We start from the raw sequence: 15939 nt of genomic DNA, 5'->3' as shown, positions 1-15939 counted from the left end.
TCCCCCTCCGAGGCCCGGCAGCACCCGGTCGACACTCCGTACTCAACCCTTACGACTCGCAGCCCACCCCGTCCCCGTCCCGGTCCAGGTGGCGCCCGTACCCGGGGTCGCCCGCATGGATCGGTGCGGCGCCGGCGGCACGCACGGCGGAGCAGTTCTTGTACGAGACGCTGCCGCCCGAGCTACCACCACTGCTGCTGCCCCCGGAAGTGCTCCCGGACCCGGACCCTGACCCGGACCCGCCCCCCGAGGTTCCTCCCGACCCGCCGGAGGACGAGTCGCAGCCCACTCCGTCCCCGTCCCGGTCCAGATGGCGCCCGTACCCGGGCTGGCCCTCCTTGATCGGGGCGACGCCGGCGGCACGTGCCGCAGCACAGTTCTTGTAGTAGATCTTCGGCGCGGGCTTCTTGGTCCGCACCGGAGCGGGCTTGGGCGCGGACACCTTCAGCCGGACAACGGCCGTGCCCGTCACGGGTATTGCCCCGCCCTCACCCGTCACGACGACGACCTTGTACGTGAACTCGTCCTCACCACCGAACCCCGCCTTCGGCGTGTAGGTGAAGCCGCTCCCGTCCGCGCTGACGGCAGCAGTCCCCATGGACGGCTCCTCGGCGAGGGACAGGGTGAATGCCCCCTTCCGTACAGCCTTCTTGAAGGGCGCGGCAGCACCCCCGCCAACGGCGGTGAAGGTGTCGTTCGCCAGGACGTTCACGGTGATCGGCTTGACACTCATCACGCTTGCGGTGTCGTCGACGAGGCCGAGCGTCGCGGCGGCGGGCGAAGGCGTCACGTCAGCCTTGGGCGTCGCCGCCTTCGTGGGCCCGGCCGTGGACCCGGCGGCCCCCACCGGCTTGGCGTCCGTCGGAGTGCCGCCCCCGCACCCCACCAACGTCACCGCCATGACCACGGCAGCCCCGCTCATTACTGCTGTGCGCTGACGCGCCGCGCCTTTCCTCAACTGCATGTGCCCCCCAAGGCGTTGGAAGTGAACTGAGAGGCTGATGATGGCAGCCATGTGAAGATCTAGTAAGGAACTAGTGGCCAATTGGCCAGAACAGGCCGTTTACGCCACCCCTTCCCCGACTCCCTCCCCATCACCTCCCAAGTCACCCCAGCTCGGCCCGCCGCCCGCTCCAACCCCCCTCCGTGTAGGCAAAGTTGCGATGATGGCTCAAAAGAACACGCGGTCCTGTCACAGTTCACCCACAGCGCGCGCAATCACCCCAGATGCAGGGCAAGCCCCCGAAATGCCCACCCCCACCAAGGTCAACGCCACCGCTCTCGCCCGCCTCGCCCGCTCCCAGCAGAACCTCGTCACCGCCCGCCAGCTCCGCACCCTCGGCCTCGCCGCCAGTACCGCCCGCCGGCGTTCCGCCCCCGGCGGCCCCTGGCAGTACGTACTCCCGCGCGTCTACCTGATGCAGACCGGCATCCCGACCCCCACTCAGTACGCACTGGCCGCGGTCCTCTACGCGGCGGACCCCCACACCCGCCCCCTCAGCGGCAGATCAGCAGCCGTGACCGCCGAAACGGCCCTCTACCTCCGAGGCGTACGCGACACGCGCCCCACTCCCGTACACGTACTCGTTCCAAACCCCCGAGTCATCCGGAGCACCGCTTTCGTACGCGTCCACCGAACCCGGCGCTACCTTTCCGTGCTCCTGGTCGAGGGCGTCCCCTCGGTACGCGCGGTCCGCGCCGCAGCGGACTTCGCCGCCCACGAACCCGCGCCGGACCGCATCCGCGCAATCCTCGCCAACACCGTCCAGAGATCCCTCTGCCACCCGGAGGACCTCCTCGCCGAACTCCGCGCCGCCAAGGGCCCTCCACCACGCGCCGACAGCCGTCGCAGCCACTGAACTGCTCGCCGGCATCCTCTCGTTCGCCGAAGCCCAGGCCCGCGACCTCCTCCTGACCACGGACCTCCCCACCCCCCTCTGGAACCCCACCCTCCACACCCCGTCGGGCACCTTCCTGGCCACCCCGGACGCCTACTGGCCCGACCACGGAGTAGCCCTGGAAGTCGACTCCCAGGAATTCCACTTCACACCCGCCGCGTACCAGCACACGGTCCGCCGCCGCCTGCGCATGGAGGCGCACGGTCTGGAGGTGGTCACCACGACCCCGGCCACGGTCCGCGACCAACCGGGTTCTCTGGTGGAGGCGTTGCGGGCAAAGCTGGCGCGGGGCGGAGCGAGGGACGCACTGCCGGCGGTACGGGTCACCCCGCTCACACCGCGCTGAGGCCCCCGCTTTCGTACCGTCTGCACGAAGCCGTCCCAGCCAACACCGAACGCACGAAGACGAACGGCCCGCCGGACGACGCAAAGCCACCGAGTTCGGGAGCCCGCACGGCGGCAGTCCGGCGCGGCAGCGGCGCCGTGGGGCGGCCGAGCCCGAGCCGCCCGCGGATGCCGCCTCGGCGCACGCCCCAGCGCACGCCCCGGCCATGCCGCCGACGCACCCCGGGCGCGACAGCAGCACCCCCAGCCGTACCGAGGTCGGCCCGCATCGACTCCCTACGACCCGCAGCCCACCCCGTCCCGGTCCAGGTGCCGCCCGTACCCGGGGTCGCCCTTCCTGACCGGCGCGGCACCGGCGGCCCGTGCCGCCGAACAGTTCTTGAAGTACACCTTCGCCGCAGATGTCTTCTTCCTGACCGGGGCGGCTGCGGCGCTGTTCATCGTGACCCGCACAACTGCCGTCCCCTCCAGGGGAGTCGAGCCCACTCCCGCGCCCACACCGGTCCCCTTGACCCTCACCTTGTACGTGAAGTCGTCCTCGCCCATGTACGAGGCGGCCGGCGTGTAGGTGATGCGGGTCCCGCTGAGTACGGCGGTGCCGTGCCGGGGCTTGGCATCGAGGGTCAGTACGTACTCGGCCTGGCCCAGGGCCGTGAGGAGCGGCGCACCCTTCGCGCCACCGCCCTCCGCGAAGGTGTCATTGGTCAGCACCTCCACCACGACCCGCCGCCCGCCCTCCGTACTCTTCGCGTCGTCGACGAGCTGGAGTACGGGCGGATGGGCGGCGGCGTCCGCCTTCACCACCCCCGCGTCACCACCCGCCTTCGCGCCCGCACCCTTCTCATCGGCCGAAGCGCCGCCTTCGCACCCGACCAGCGCCACCGCCAACGCCACAGCAGCCCCACTCACCACAGCTGCGCGCCGACGCGCGGCACCTCTCACCCACGACATGTGCTCCCCAAGGCGTTCGTCCGAAATTCCACAGGCCACAGTCCGCAATCCAAGAACGGCGGCTCGAATTCGCGCAAGGTACGCCACGGACCGCCCCAGCAACACCCCTGTTCACAAGACCTCTCGTACCTCATGGAAGTACCGTGAAGTGGGGTAATCCGGACCAGTCGGAGCCGCTACTCGCTACGTTGTGGGCCAAGTGGGGGGGGGGGAGCGCTCCGCTGAGGGTTCAGGCCAACCCACTCGCCCCGCTCACTCCGGGCTGAGGTCCCCGCGCCGTACCGCTCCTACGAAGTCGGCCCAGGCGGTACTGCGTACGGCGATGAGGGGCCCGCCGGGGGACTTGGAGTCGCGTACGGCGGCCGAGCCGCCCGCGTATGCCGTCTCGACGCACTCGGTGTTTGCGCCCCCGCTGTAGGACGACTTGAACCAGCTCCAAGAGCGATCCGTCATCGCATCTCCCCATCCTGGATGGCTCGTATGAACTCCACCCACGTGGCATGCCGCAGATCAATCCGGTGCCCCTCCGGCATCTTCGAGTCACGTACGGCGGTGTGCGCCGAGACGCGGGCGACCTCGACGCACTCCCCGCCCGTGCCGTTGCTGTAGCTGCTCTTCTGCCAACTCGGTTCTGTGGACCGGGTCATCGGGAGTGTTCCTCCAAGGTCTTCCGGATCAGCGTGGCTGATCTCTGCGGGCTCAGCGCCATCGCCCGGAGGTGATCGAACGCCTTCGTGTAGAGGTGCACGTCTGTGGGCTGTTCCAGGTAGACCGAGTCGGTCAGCCCTTCCCGGTAGACCACGTCGGGGTCCTCTTGCTCGGGGAAGCCGAGGATGGTGTACGTCCCCGTCACCGGATATGCCCCGGCGTCGAAAGGCAGGATCTGCACCGTCACATTGCTCAACTTCGCCATTTCCAGCATACGTTCGAGCTGTACGGCCATCACCTGGCGGCTGCCGATGATGTGCAGGAGAGCGCTCTGGTGGATCACAGCCCAGAGGTCCGGCGGGGCCGGTTCGGCCAGCAGTTCCTGGCGCCGCAGCCGTACGTCGACAAGCCTCTGGATCTCCTCGGCGCTGTGGTCGCTCGATGCCCGGCTCAGTTCGGCTGCGTAGTCCGCGGTCTGGAGCAGTCCAGGGATGAATTCGTTCTGATACGTACGCAGATCAGAGGCGGCCTGCTCCAGGCCCACGTACACCGAGAACCAGGCCGGCACCGCGCTGCCGTGCGCATGCCACCACCCCTTGGTCTTCGAGTCCTTGGCGAGGGACTTCAGCAGGTCACGCATCTCGTCAGAGGTCTCGTAGAAGCGGCACAGCGCGTCGATGTCCGAAGGCTGTACGCGCCCCTGCCCGGTCTCCAGCCGGTTGACCTTGGACCCGCTCCAGTCGAGCTCCTTGCCCACCTGGCTGCAGGTGAGCCCGCTCTCTTCGCGCAGCTTCTTGAGCTCGATCGCCAGCCGTCGGCGCCGCGCGGTGGGTGAACCGGCCACTTGCCTCAACTCCCTGTGTAATAGCGGAAGTTCCATCCCATAGGAAGACGGGCGTTTCGCCAATCACTCATTCGAGCTAATCCCGCCGTGCACATTGCACGGCGGGATGGGCACTGCAATCCTCTCACTAAGAGTGACTAATGGTCACGCGGTGCACGGCGAGGTGCGCGGGAGGCAGAAGCGAATGTTGACCTACGGAGAAGGAAGCGACGCCGGAGGCGAGAGCGGGTGCGTGAAGCGGAAACCCTGGGAGCTCCCCTTCTGCGCGGAGCCGAAGGAAGCCGCGGGCGTGAGGCGAGTGCTGGCCCTCCACCTCACCCTCTGGGGCCTGCCGGAACTGATCGACGCAGCGCAGATCTGCGCCACGGAGCTGACCTCGAACGTCATCAAGCACGTGGGTCCCGGGACCCCGGCGACGCTCGCGGTCTCCATGAATGGGACGTACCTGCGCGTGGAACTGCACGACCCGGACACACGCGCTCTCCCCACCCTCCTGGACGCTGAGAACGACGAGGAGTCCGGCCGGGGCATGGCACTGGTCGACGCGGTCACCGACCGCTGGGGCGTGACTCTCCGCGCGGACACCAAGGTGGTGTGGTGCGAACTGGCCACCAGCCTCACGGCGGAGAACGGTCACGCCAGCAGCCCCCGGGTCTCCCGGGCAGAGGAACACCTCACGCTCTACCGCCCCGCCAGCCATCTCCACTCGCCGGCCACGGGCAGGCTCGGTACGGCGATCGCGGAAGAGGCGGCCATCGACCTGATCGCGGACCTCCTCCACTGGCTGCGCGCGCACGGCTGCGACCCGGATGAGGCGCTGGACCGGGCGCAGGTGCACTTTGAGGCTGACGCGGTCTAGCGTTCCCATGCTGCGCCAGAAGCGGGGCCGGTTGCTACGACGTGCCGTCGGCTCCGGTGTGCGCCTTCCTGGCTGCCCGTACATCTTCGGGTGTCCGCCACCGCGTGCCCTCATAGTGCCGGTGACACATGCGGTGGCAGTTCGCGCACAGGAAGGCGAGATCGTCGAGTTTGGTTTTGCGCAGCCCAGAGACATGGAGGGGGAGGCGGTGATGTACCTCGATGTAGTCCTTGCCGACGTCCCCGTAGGTCTGACCGAAGTCGAATGTGCACACTTCGCACTGGAGCGGCTGGTTGCGCTTCCTTGCCTGCGCGATTTTGCTTCTGCGGAGCTTTGGATCCCGTTCGCGTGAGATGGCCCAGCGAGTGAGGAGCTTCCCCTCGACCGCAGATATGCCGTCTTCGTCGGTTTCCTCTGGCTGTGCGGGGATAAGGAAGAGTTCGCCGGAGGCGATGCCCTCTTCGAGGGCTTGGGCGGCCTGAAGCATTCCAGCTTCGTCATCGATGAAGGCCTGGATGATTGCTTTGTCACCCTTCCCGCACCGAGTGGGCTTGCGCGGGTAAGCGGGGTGGTTCGTGGCGAGGTCTGTGGTTTTGCGGCTCACGCTTCCCAGGGACCGGAAGTCAGGCGCTTTGGCTGCGCCGTCGTGGATCGGGAGCGAACGAAGCAATTCGGAGAGCTCTGCCACGGCGCGGTCCCCTTCCCGGAGCTCCCGCCAGCCGTTTTTGACGACCAGGGCGCAGGCCAGCAGTAGCTCATCCGGTGTCCATGTGGGGTTAGCCATAGGCAATATCGTATGTGTGTTCGCTGTGCCGACGGGGGGAATTCTGACCGAGGGCAGTGCATGCCGCACACTGGGGGCTGCGTTGTCAGTGGGGCATGTCACCCTCTGTGAGTGGCGGTTCGCAAAGAGTGTCCGTCGTGTCTGTGTGTAAGGAGGGTGCATGAACAGCACTGAGGCGGGGTTCACTTCTATCGAAATCTGTGCAGGAGCTGGTGGGCAGGCGATCGGCCTGCACCGGGCGGGTTTCCGGCACCTCGCGCTGATCGAGATCGACCCCCACGCGGCAAAGACGCTCAAAATGAACGTCGAAAGGCAAAAGGGCTGGGAGTGGGAGAGAGCCCACTGCGATGTTCTGCCGCCCACTGACGTCAAGGATTTCTCTCCGGCCAACGACTTGAAGAAGAGCGGAGAGCTGCTCACGCGGAACGGCTTGGATTTGCTGGCTGGCGGAGTCCCCTGCCCTCCCTTCTCCCATGCGGGCAAGCAGTTGGGCAAGGACGACGAGCGTGACCTGTTTCCGAGGATGCTGGAGCTTGTCGAGGAGCTCGGGCCGCGGGCGGTGATGATCGAGAACGTGCGCGGGATCATGGACCCGAAGTTTTCGGACTACCGGGACTGGATCGTGGCGCGCCTGCAAGGCGGTACCTACCGGGGCGAGGACGGAGCCAAGGTGTCCGACCCAGGCCTTGGATACAAGGTCTGCCACTGGGGTGTGCTGGAGGCGAGTGACTTCGGTGTGCCGCAGCTCCGTCCGCGGGCGATTCTGGTGGCCATCCGGGACGACGTGCTCAAGGATCTCAAGTACGAGTGGCCGACGGCTACACATGAGGAACCGGTCAGCGTCGTCGAGGCTCTCGGGCCGAGCATGCTCGAAAGGTACGGGAAGTACTTCGAAGGCACCCATGCGGAGGTCGCCCGCGCGAAGTACGAGGCCTGGCTCGAAATGGCCACGAAGCGGCGCGAAGAGCTCAAGGGCAAGGGGGGCGGCATCGCCCCCACCCTGGTCGGCGGTTCGAAGAAGCACGGGGGCGCGGATCTCGGCCCCAGCCGGGCGAAGGCCGCCTGGAAGCTGCTCGGTATCTCCGGGCTTGGTGTCGCTAACGACGTCAAGCTCTGCAAGGAGAGGGAGACCGAAGACCGGGACCTGTTCGGCCCAGGCGGCCCCATGCTTACGGTGCAGCAGGCAGCGATCATCCAGGGGTTCCCGTCGGACTGGGAGTTCGAGGGCGGCAAGACCGCGCAGTACCGGCAGGTTGGCAATGCCTTCCCGCCGCCTGTTGCGACGGCGGTCGGAAAATCGATCATCGAGGTTCTGCGGGCAGCCCGTGAGCGGGACGCACCGCAGCGATAGCAGCGGGCTCTGTCACTCGTTGCTGGTACGTCCGGGATCTCGCTGGCGGCGCTCCCGGACCTCGGCTGCGATTCGCGCCGCGCAAGCCGCAGCCGGCTCGTGTTCCCAGAAGCGGAGCACGAGCCAACCTGCTTCGCTGAGACGCCGATTGGTGTCCCGGTCCCGCGCCATGTTGCCGGCCACTTTTCCTGACCAATAGCCGGGATTGGTCTTTGGCGGTACGTAGTGCTCCGGACAGCCGTGCCAGTAGCAGCCGTCGATAAATACAGCGACCTTCGCCGGCCGGAAGACGAGGTCTGCGGTTCGGCGGAGGTCTGGCAATGGCCTCGCAGAGACGCGGTATCGAAGGCCCTGGGCGTGCAGCAGGCGACGAACGAGGCGTTCCGGGACTGTGTCCCGGCTGCGGATCGCCTGCATGTTCCGGCGTCGAGCCGCAGAGGATGCCCACGAGTCAGCAGGCAGCGGCTGGGGATCTTCTTTTTCCAATGATCTTTTCCCTTGAGGTCCAGCCGGCCTTCCGATACTGCCGGCGGCGGGCAGTATGTACGGCGGGTTCAGGAGCCGAGTGCTAAGTCGAGCAGTATGCCGGCAGTGGCCTGCTGTTGATCGTTCAGCAGCTTCTGCGTCAGGGACATCACTGCCCGCTCGTCCCTCTGTGACGCGTAGTGGAGTATCACATCGACCGCCTCATGCAGCCCATGATGCCGGCATGTGGCGATGGCCAGGGCCGTCTCTGGGACGCTTGCTTGCCTGCCGAGGTGACGCAGCACACCAGCCGCGTCTGCGTGTTGCCCTGCCGCGAACCGATCGGTGAGTCCCTGCAGGGCCGGCCAGGGTGGGCTTGCATCTCCGTTGTGTTGCCGGTCCCCCTCCGCGAGGGGGACCGGCAACACAACTGGAAGCTCAGGGGGGCTGCTCAGGTGATTCACGGCGAGACCAGCCGGCTTGTCCTCGGGATGGAGGGCAGGACAGTTCGCGCAGGGCATTGAGGGTGAGGGACCGGTGTGCTCCCGTACGGACTGACACAGCTTTGCCAGATCCTCCCAGGAGATAACGGGGTCTCCGGTGCTGCTGGCGTGCTCATATGCCAAAGCATGTACGGACTTGAGAGGCTCAAGTGCGGGTCGCTTGCGCTTGCCGTGGATCAGATCGGACAGGACTGACTTTGACACGGGAGGGTTTGCGCCTCGCTGGTCAAGTTCCCTGCATATGCCTGCAAGTGAGAGCTGCTGAGGCTGCTGTGCGGGAGGGGTCTTGGAGATCTTGATGGCGGCGCAAAGGTCCCGGACGGCCAAGGCCAGGTCTCTCTGTGGCCCGGGCGGGCAGGTCAGCAGCCCGTACCTACCGCGCTTCGGCATCTCTACTCCCTGGCTGAGCCACGTTGTTGGGGGTTCTCCCTGAGAGATTGTCACCTGCAGGTGAGGGCTGTGGGGAGAGCCTTCTGTCCTGACTTCAAGTGGGACAGAAACGAGCTTCCGTTCAGCTGCTTGGTGCCGTTCTCTTGAGGAGGAAGAAGCCAACGGGGTGATGCGAGCTGATGCCGGGTTCCGAATTATCGGCTGCGACGCCCATACGAAAGGTGACGTGTGCGCATGAACATGCCCATCTGGACGGATGAGAAGCTCGGCACGATGAAGCGCGCTGGGCTCTGGCTCGTTCAGGAGGTAGGTGTGGGGAATAGCTTCACCAAGGGACAGTTGAGGGAAGCGTTTCCTGAAGTTGCTCAGATTGACCGTCGCATGCGTGACCTTCGTGACTTTGACTGGCAGATCGACACGAAGCGCGAAGACGTAACTCTCGATGCGCACGAGCAGCGTTTTGTCCGGCAGGGAGAGCCGGTCTGGGAACCCGGTAAGGCGACACGTAAGGCCGGCGCGGCGGTCAATGCCTCTCAGCGGCGTTCGCTTCTCACGCGCGACGGGCACAAGTGCCGCTCATGTGGAATCGGACCCGGTGAGAACTATGTGGGTACGGATGTGACCTCACAGCTCGACATCGCCCGTCGGCCTGTCCGGGTGGCGGACGGGACCACTGAACTTCAGCTGATCATCGAGTGCAACCGCTGCCGTGTGGGTGACCGGGATCTTGTCGCGGACATGGGTGCGCTTCTGGCGCGTGCCACCGCTCTGCCGGCGATCGAAAAGAAGATCCTTCTTGGCTGGGTGGAGCAGGACCGCCGGGAGTTCAGTGAGATCGAAGATCTGTGGGCAGCGTTCCGGACCCTGCCGACCGATGCCCGTGATCATTTCAAGGAAGGTCTGCAGTAGGTCCACCGGGTAGGGGGTACGGGGACACAAGGGCTGTCCCCGCACCCGAAGCACTGTTGAGAATATTTGTAAGCATGAAAGGCATGACATGTCTGCGCAGTTCGGTATCCCGCCGATTTCGAACGAGAATCAAGCTCTGGTAGAGCAGAGGCTCAAGGAGGTTCACGAGGGGCAGGGCGTTGCTGAGACCTTGACGGTCGAATTTCGTGGGCAGCCCCGGCACATCGAAGTTATCGATATGCCTGTGAATCAGCTCTTCTACAATCCAGGAACCCATCGGATCCGAGCACAGCGCAGCCATGACCCGGTCAAAGACCAGGAACTGGATGAAGACCCGTGGAGCGATGAGAGCCAGGAGTATCTGCATTACCTGCTGACTGCGCTCCCGGCGGACCCGAAGAAGCGGGACCCGGCATTCATAACGCTGATGGAAAGCCTGCAGCAGCACAAACAGAACGAGCCTGGCCTGATTACCCGCGAGGGAATCCTCGTCAATGGCAACACCCGCCGCGCTGCTCTGAAGGAACTCGGAGTACCCAGCATCCGGGTTGCTGTGCTGCCGGCTTCGTGCACTGAGGCAGACATCCATGCGGTGGAGCTGTCGCTCCAGCTGCGCCCCGACGAGCGACGGCCCTATTCCTACATCAACCACTTGCTCGCCCTGGAGGAGCAGGTCAAGATTGGCAGGCCGCTCTCAGAAGTGGCCCGAAACTTCCGTACGACCCAGCCTGCCTGCGAGCGGGACCTCTGGATCCTGAGCCAGCTTCACGATTTGGTCCGGCGTAGCTCGACGGGCGGCCTCTCCCTGCGGCTCATGGACTTCGAAGAAGCGAAGGAAAAGCTGTTCGAGCTCTTCCGTGCGTACACCAAAGAGCATGGAAAGAACAAAGAGAAGGCCGATCTTCTCAAGGAGGCTCGACTGGCAGCTATCGCCCTTGACTTCTCCAAGACCGATGTTCGCTATATCAGTTCCGATTTCCAGGCCCGTTTCCTCGAACAGCGCCTCCCGGCATCAGTGAAGGGGCCCGTTGCTGCTCCTGCTGCAGTTTCCATTCCGGGCCTCAACAGGGTGGTTCAGTCCGCCGGCGCCCCGGTTGCGGCAGCCCGTGCGCTGACGGACTCATTGCTGCGCGCCAGGGCGGTCCAGGTCGCGGATGACAAAGCAACGCCGGAACAGCTCAGCACCGCCTCTCAGGCAGTTACGGAAATCAAGGATGCCTTTGAGGAGGCAATCGAGTTCGCCGGGAAGGATCACCGTCTGCGGAAGAAGCGGCAGGCGGCCCCAGACCGGGTACTGGACGCCGGCAAGGATCTGGAGCAGTGCATCACTGACCTCGTGTTGGCGCGAGGAAACGGCAGCCTGGATGAGGGGGCCTTTGATGATGCCCTGATCGTCCTGCGCACTGTGATGGGGCGCCTTGCCGTGGAGGCGGGTAAGAGCATCCCGCTGCCGGGAGAGGGTGTCAGCTGGCTGCGCGAAGCAACTATTGAGGGCCGGTAACTACGATGGCTGACCCCGGGGGTCCTTCGCTCTGGCTCGACTTTGACGCTTCCCGTACTCGGGTTGTCCTGCGTACCCGGTCCGAGTTCACCAGCGACTTCTCTGCGTTGATTGCCCGCTTTTCGGTGGGAGGCCAGAGGAGTCCGCTGGTTGCAGAGCTGGATCTGGATGATTTCCTCGTTGGCTTGAGTGAACTCGCAACCTGGGCGCACGAAGGTGTCGAGTGGGAGGGCGCTCTTGTCGGCCTCGTGAACGGAGTTCTGGACGATGCCGCAACGGCTGAACAGAGCATCCAGGGAGATGCCCCGCACCCCGAAGACAGGGTCGAGCCTGACGACCTTGATGCACTGATCGGCTCGGACTGGACCGCTGACCTCACTCCCTTCCAGCGCAGGGATATTGCACGTTTGCTGTCCCTGCGGCATGGGGCGAATTTCAGTGTTCCCGGTGCGGGCAAGACCAGGGTGGGGCTTGCGGTATTTTCCGCGATGAGGGAGCGGGGGGCGGTGCAGCGCCTGTTGGTGGTTGGCCCCAAGTCGGCTTATGAAGCCTGGCAGTACGAGAGTACGACCTGCTTCAAGACCCCTCTGCGTACGTCCATCATGGGGAGCTCTCCCGATCCGAGCGCCGAAGTACTGATCGTGAACTATGAGCGGCTGGGCCGTTCGGTTGCTGGTCTCGCCTCGTGGCTCCGGTCCGCCCCTTCGATGATCATTCTCGATGAGGCGCATCGGATGAAACTCGGCGCTAGCGGAACCTATGGGGCGGCTTGTCTGGCGCTGGGACCTCTTGCCGAGCGACGATTGATCTTGACGGGCACCCCAGCCCCTAATGGAGCCAGAGACCTTGAGAATTTGCTTTCTTTCGTATGGCCAGGGCATGGAAAGCGGGTGGTGACAGATGCGGTGGGCGGAGGCGACCTGGCTCACGCGAGCTCTGTCCTTCGTCCGCTCTTCACTCGTACGACGAAGAACGAGCTAGGCCTTCCGCCTTTCGAACCCAAGATCCAGTACGTAGATCTGCCACCGCTCCACGAGGAGATCTACAAGGCGCTCAAGGGAGAAGCCTCAAGTCGGCGTGGGGACCTTGAGTCACTGGGGAAGGCCATGCTGCGCATGCTCATGGCCGCAACGAGTCCGGCGCTGCTCGCGGAAGGAGCAACCCGGTATGAGCCGCTTTCCCATCCTGCACAGTTGGTCGAGGCTTCACCAGACGCTTCCCTGAGGTCGTTGCTGCGGAGCTTGCCGAGCCATGAACTTTCTCCCAAATACCGGGAAACTCAGGAGATTGTCCGGAGGAATGCCACTGCGGGACGTAAGACGCTGGTCTGGACGACCTTTGTTCGTAGTCTCACGACGCTGGAACAACTTCTCGCCCCGTACGAGCCGGCAGCCGTCCATGGCGGGACGCCCGACCGGGAGGAGCAACTGCGCCGCTTCCGTGAGGATCCGGACTGCATGGTCCTTATCTCGAACCCTGCGACGCTAGGTGAGGGTATTAGCCTCCACCAGATCTGCCACGATGCCGTCTACGTGGACCGGGACTTCATGGCGGGCCGATTCCTTCAGAGTCTCGACCGAATCCACCGGCTTGGCCTTGCGCCGGGCACCGAAACCAGAGTGACGGTACTTGCAGCGCGCCGGACCGTTGACGAGATCGTAGCCATGCGGCTGCAGGAAAAACTGGAGTTTATGGGCCGAATCCTGGATGACCCTTCCGTTCAGCAACTTGGCGACCTTCAAGAGGAGGCGCCTGCCACTGAAGGAATGGATACGGCGGATATCCGGGCACTTCTGGGCCACTTGGATTCATCTGACGCGTAGGTGGGGGCCCCGTTTCAGGGAGTTCGCTACTCGGCGCGCTGAGCCGCACGGAGGTCCGGCAGAACCGGACCTCTGGCCGGGAGGTCCTCAGAGTGGGCGAGAGCCCAGTGCCGGCCGTCAAGGAAGATGTGCGGGCGTGCCACGTCTTCAGGGACAACAGTGACAACTCGCGCGCTGACGAACTCGCCTTCATGCGGCACTGGGAGTTGCAGTTGGCGTGCGATGTCCTGATGGCTGGTGTAGTCCCCCATGATCAGGAATCCTTCATCCCGGAGCGCGGACCGTGCACCACCGTTCCCGCGTACGCGCTTCATGTAGTCCTTCTGCTGCGCGACCGTGCGTACGACATTGCGGCCGATGCGGCGTCCCTGGGCGCGCCGGAAGAGCTCGTTGAGGCGGGCCTGGCCGGACTTCGGCGCGAAGACGGCTGCCTGGTCCACGGGGCTGAGGTGCAGGAGAACGTTCTCGGGGAGGTCCGCGTCGTGCCAGAGCCAGAGGATTTTGTTCCGGTGTTCGGCCTTGACGGTCAGCTTCTTGTCGCGGTTGTTCCCCGTGTTGAGCCATGCCCGGTCTATCCGGAGCAAGCCCGCGCTCCAGCGGCTCTGGTAATCGTTAGCCCATACGAGCAGGCATAGATGTCCTACGGCTTCGGGGGGAATCATCCAGCCGCCGAAGGTCTGGGAGTACTTGCAGTCCACGTCGAAGCCTGCGATTTGGTAGTCCATGTCGACACCGTCGTCGAACCTGAACTCCCGCTGGAGGTTGATCTCGACGATCGTGCCTGCGTGGGTCTTCTCAGTCTTGAAGAGATCCTTCCAGTCGTAGCGGCCGGTGACCTCTCCGTTGAGCAACTGGTCGATCGTGTTCCGGAGGACTGCTGCGAAACGCTGGCCGGTGGGGTCGAGCTGTCCAAGGCGCGCGTACACCGCCGCCAGCTCTGGGTCTTCCTGAAGGAAGAGCTGTGAGTGCATGTTGACAGCGGCGGATACATCCGGCTGGAGCAAGTGGCAGTCCAGTTCTGTGAGTTGCTGGTCAGGCGGGCATTGAGGCTACCTGTCGGAGTCTGTGCCAGCGCCTGCGAACTGGCGCGATTCCATCGTTGGGCCGGACTCGTCCATACCCTGGCCGTCGTCGACTATGAGGAGGCGGACCAATCGGTCTCTGTCATGGAGGAAGCTGATGACGCCTCTGCCGTCGAGCGAGTTATCGACGAGGTCAGCGACCGCTGCCTCGAAGCTGTAGCCCTGGTGGGTCAGCGCCTCGCCTCCACGTGCAGGGCATCAGGGGGAGGCGACTGCACGAGGCGTGGCCAGGGGTGAAAGTCGCGGAACCCTGGCCGAAAGGCCTTCTAGTGGGGCGCCTTGTGTGGGGCGCCTCGTGCAGTTCGTGCGTCAGGCGTGAGCGTTAGGCCAGATCCGGCACCCCGTGGCAGTCCCGGTATGTGGTTCCGGAGCCGCACCAGCACGTCGCGGTTTTTGCCGGGGGCCAGGGGGTGGCCTTGCCGCGGGCGGCCAGGGTGGTGGCGTATTCGGCGAGGAGGGGGATGGAGTCGGGGGTGGTGCGTTCGGAGGCGGCGAAGGCTTCGTAGGAGGGGATGGAGCCTGTGACGATGCCGAGGTTGGGGGTGCCGGTGGCGGCCAGTTCGCGGAGGGACGATTCGAGGCGGGTGAGGTGGGCCTCGTGGGAGGGGTACTCGGGCTGGAGGCCGGGGTACGTCGCGAGGAGCTCGGTCAGGTCGGCGGCCGGCCAGTGCAGGAGTGCTACCGGGAACGGGCGGGAGAGCGCGGCCCGGTAGCTGCCCAACTCGGCTCGTAGCCGGGCGATTTCAGCCTTGAGCTCGGCCGGGTTGTCCGAGCCGAGGGCCCAGAGGCGCTTCGGGTCGTGGAGTTCGTCGAGGGAGATGCCGTCCGTGTGGGTGGACGTGTGGGTGCGGTCGGCCAGGGCGTCCCAGTTGTCGTGCGCCTTGCCGAGCATGCGGCGGACCCGGTGGCGGCCGGCGAGCAGGGACTGGGTCGTGTACGGGATCTCGTCGTCGGAGGGGTCTACGAGGAGGGTCAGGGCCGTCGTGTAGCAGTCGTGGGAGGCCTGGAGGTCGTCGTGCTGTTCGAGGGCCTCGGCGATGATGTCCCACGGTTCCGGGGTACGGGGGGCGGCGGCGCGGATCCCGTCGATGATCGCGCGGGCCTCGGCCTCGTGCCCGTACTCCCAGAGGTTCGCCGCTTTGAGCGCCTTGATGAGGGGCGGGTTCTCGGCGACCGGAGCGGTCGAGGTGAGCAGCTGGTCGTAGAGGGTGGCGGCTCGGGCCCGGTCTCCGGAGAGTTCGAGGTGGGCCGCCGCCTGGAGGAGCAGTGGCTCCTGGTCCTCCGGGTACTGCGCCGCGGTGCGCAGCAGACGCTCGGCTTCGGTGGTGTGGTCGGCGGGCGAAGGCGTGTCGGGGCGCATGTGGGACACCGTACTGCTGTACGGGGCGCGGGTGAGAGGGACCTGGGGGTCCGTGTTCGCGGTGGTGGTGGAAGCAGCGGAAGCGGGGGGAGGGGTGGGGGTGGGGTTGGGCATGAGGGGAGCGTTCCCCGGCGGGGTGGGGTGGGAACGTCGCTCGTGGGGGTGGTGAGTTGAGGAGGGAGGCGTTACTTTGCGCGGCCTGTTGAGTGGCGGCGGCATTGGCGGC

At 65.5% G+C, this 15939-nt stretch carries 16 protein-coding genes and 1 pseudogene; 7 read left to right on the top strand and 10 right to left on the bottom strand.

The features are described from left to right. Positions 1 to 49: 49 nt before the first annotated feature. Positions 50 to 922 carry an excalibur calcium-binding domain-containing protein gene (locus tag AB0D18_RS03090; RefSeq protein ID WP_362411734.1) on the bottom strand — a complete coding sequence of 291 codons (873 nt, stop codon included), beginning with the start codon at positions 920 to 922 and terminating at the stop codon, positions 50 to 52. A 325-nt stretch (positions 923 to 1247) separates the two neighbouring features. Here AB0D18_RS03090 and AB0D18_RS03085 point away from each other — a divergent pair, with 325 nt between their 5' ends. Further along, positions 1248 to 1859: a hypothetical protein gene (locus tag AB0D18_RS03085; RefSeq protein WP_362411732.1), complete on the top strand. Its 612-nt coding sequence runs from the start codon at positions 1248 to 1250 to the stop codon at positions 1857 to 1859. A 250-nt stretch (positions 1860 to 2109) separates the two neighbouring features. Then, complete coding sequence (locus tag AB0D18_RS03080; RefSeq protein ID WP_362411729.1) at positions 2110 to 2244, top strand: hypothetical protein; 135 nt, start codon at positions 2110 to 2112, stop codon at positions 2242 to 2244. Positions 2245 to 2519: 275 nt separating this feature from the next. On the opposite strand, the gene AB0D18_RS03075 is transcribed toward AB0D18_RS03080, so the two are convergent. The 4 genes from AB0D18_RS03075 to AB0D18_RS03060 all read right to left on the bottom strand — a co-directional run bounded on the left by AB0D18_RS03075 (position 2520) and on the right by AB0D18_RS03060 (position 4686). Further along, positions 2520 to 3152, bottom strand: coding sequence for an excalibur calcium-binding domain-containing protein (locus AB0D18_RS03075; protein ID WP_362411726.1), 633 nt, complete (start codon positions 3150 to 3152; stop codon positions 2520 to 2522). 294 nt (positions 3153 to 3446) lie between these two features. Beyond that, a complete protein-coding gene (locus AB0D18_RS03070; RefSeq protein WP_362411723.1) occupies positions 3447 to 3647 on the bottom strand; it encodes a DUF397 domain-containing protein in 201 nt (66 codons plus the stop codon). Continuing rightward, positions 3644 to 3841: a DUF397 domain-containing protein gene (locus AB0D18_RS03065; RefSeq protein WP_362411720.1), complete on the bottom strand. Its 198-nt coding sequence runs from the start codon at positions 3839 to 3841 to the stop codon at positions 3644 to 3646. Before AB0D18_RS03065 ends, AB0D18_RS03070 begins: the two co-directional genes overlap by 4 nt. Beyond that, positions 3838 to 4686, bottom strand: coding sequence for a helix-turn-helix transcriptional regulator (locus tag AB0D18_RS03060; protein WP_362411717.1), 849 nt, complete (start codon positions 4684 to 4686; stop codon positions 3838 to 3840). The genes AB0D18_RS03065 and AB0D18_RS03060 overlap by 4 nt, the downstream gene beginning before the upstream one ends. Before the next feature lie 184 nt (positions 4687 to 4870). Here AB0D18_RS03060 and AB0D18_RS03055 point away from each other — a divergent pair, with 184 nt between their 5' ends. Next, a complete protein-coding gene (locus tag AB0D18_RS03055) occupies positions 4871 to 5545 on the top strand; it encodes an ATP-binding protein (protein ID WP_362411714.1) in 675 nt (224 codons plus the stop codon). Positions 5546 to 5579: 34 nt separating this feature from the next. On the opposite strand, the gene AB0D18_RS03050 is transcribed toward AB0D18_RS03055, so the two are convergent. Further along, on the bottom strand, positions 5580 to 6329 hold the full coding sequence (locus AB0D18_RS03050) for an HNH endonuclease (protein ID WP_362411711.1): 750 nt from the start codon (positions 6327 to 6329) through the stop codon (positions 5580 to 5582). A 160-nt stretch (positions 6330 to 6489) separates the two neighbouring features. Here AB0D18_RS03050 and dcm point away from each other — a divergent pair, with 160 nt between their 5' ends. After that, a complete protein-coding gene (gene dcm / locus AB0D18_RS03045) occupies positions 6490 to 7680 on the top strand; it encodes a DNA (cytosine-5-)-methyltransferase (RefSeq protein WP_362411708.1) in 1191 nt (396 codons plus the stop codon). A gap of 12 nt (positions 7681 to 7692) precedes the next feature. Here dcm and AB0D18_RS03040 read toward each other — a convergent pair whose 3' ends face one another. Then, positions 7693 to 8142 carry a very short patch repair endonuclease gene (locus AB0D18_RS03040; RefSeq protein WP_362412154.1) on the bottom strand — a complete coding sequence of 150 codons (450 nt, stop codon included), beginning with the start codon at positions 8140 to 8142 and terminating at the stop codon, positions 7693 to 7695. 1130 nt (positions 8143 to 9272) lie between these two features. Here AB0D18_RS03040 and AB0D18_RS03035 point away from each other — a divergent pair. The 3 genes from AB0D18_RS03035 to AB0D18_RS03025 all read left to right on the top strand — a co-directional run bounded on the left by AB0D18_RS03035 (position 9273) and on the right by AB0D18_RS03025 (position 13271). After that, a complete protein-coding gene (locus tag AB0D18_RS03035; protein ID WP_362411705.1) occupies positions 9273 to 9947 on the top strand; it encodes a hypothetical protein in 675 nt (224 codons plus the stop codon). An 88-nt stretch (positions 9948 to 10035) separates the two neighbouring features. Next, positions 10036 to 11448, top strand: a complete 1413-nt coding sequence (locus tag AB0D18_RS03030; RefSeq protein WP_362411702.1) for a transcriptional regulator — start codon at positions 10036 to 10038, stop codon at positions 11446 to 11448. A 5-nt stretch (positions 11449 to 11453) separates the two neighbouring features. Then, a complete protein-coding gene (locus tag AB0D18_RS03025) occupies positions 11454 to 13271 on the top strand; it encodes a DEAD/DEAH box helicase (RefSeq protein WP_362411699.1) in 1818 nt (605 codons plus the stop codon). A 26-nt stretch (positions 13272 to 13297) separates the two neighbouring features. Here the strand turns inward: AB0D18_RS03025 and AB0D18_RS03020 are convergent, their stop codons facing one another. From AB0D18_RS03020 to AB0D18_RS03010, 3 genes and pseudogenes are all read right to left on the bottom strand, one after another. Then, entirely contained in the window at positions 13298 to 14242 is a 945-nt protein-coding gene (locus AB0D18_RS03020) for a NaeI family type II restriction endonuclease (RefSeq protein ID WP_362411696.1), read from the bottom strand. A gap of 138 nt (positions 14243 to 14380) precedes the next feature. Beyond that, positions 14381 to 14548 (bottom strand): annotated as a pseudogene (locus AB0D18_RS03015) (ATP-binding protein); the annotation flags it as partial. Positions 14549 to 14675: 127 nt separating this feature from the next. Next, complete coding sequence (locus AB0D18_RS03010; protein ID WP_362412151.1) at positions 14676 to 15713, bottom strand: SEC-C domain-containing protein; 1038 nt, start codon at positions 15711 to 15713, stop codon at positions 14676 to 14678. Between the last annotated feature and the right edge of the window lie 226 nt (positions 15714 to 15939).

Source organism: Streptomyces sp. NPDC048442, from assembly GCF_040651475.1.
Taxonomy (GTDB): Bacteria; Actinomycetota; Actinomycetes; order Streptomycetales; family Streptomycetaceae; genus Streptomyces.
Note: the sequence above shows the minus strand (reverse complement) of the source record. Positions and strands in the feature narration are given on the sequence as shown.